This is a genomic window from Xanthovirga aplysinae, from assembly GCF_009711365.1.
GTDB lineage: Bacteria > Bacteroidota > Bacteroidia > Cytophagales > Cyclobacteriaceae > Xanthovirga > Xanthovirga aplysinae.
The window spans coordinates 1-405 of the sequence record NZ_SMMB01000119.1 but is presented as its reverse complement, the minus strand read 5'-3'; the positions used below and the strand labels follow the sequence as shown (position 1 = coordinate 405).

Sequence of the window (405 nt, the reverse complement as noted above, 5' to 3'; positions counted from 1 at the left end):
TTATTAAAGAAACCAATTACGATGAGCCTTTTAAGTTCTCCTTTGAAGATCTCCTCAATTGGATTGAAGAACGAGATATTGATATGAAAGCTTATGATTTTAGGATAGCCAGAGGAATAGATGATAATGGGAGACCAGGTTGGGACATCACTTGGGAAAGGGCGGATAAAAAAGGGTTACGCCGAGCTTTTATTGATGGAATTACAGGAGAAATTGAAAAAGAATTCAACCAAGATTACCCTATAGAAGAATGAATTAAAATTGCTAATTATGCTTTGCTGTTTTAACCAATAAGTTATTCTTAAGTGTAGTTCTTTAGTCCGATTCCTTGAATACCGAAACTGATTGGCCTATAAAATACTTCCTACACTAGGAAAAAACACCCAAAGCAGAAGGGGTTATTCC

Annotated in this window: 1 protein-coding gene; it reads left to right on the top strand. The window is 35.6% G+C overall.

Features of this window, described 5'->3' with window-relative positions:
* Nucleotides 1-254 (top strand): hypothetical protein (locus tag E1171_RS23135; protein WP_222931269.1); only part of this gene is annotated, 254 nt, incomplete at its 5' end.
* Between the last annotated feature and the right edge of the window lie 151 nt (nucleotides 255-405).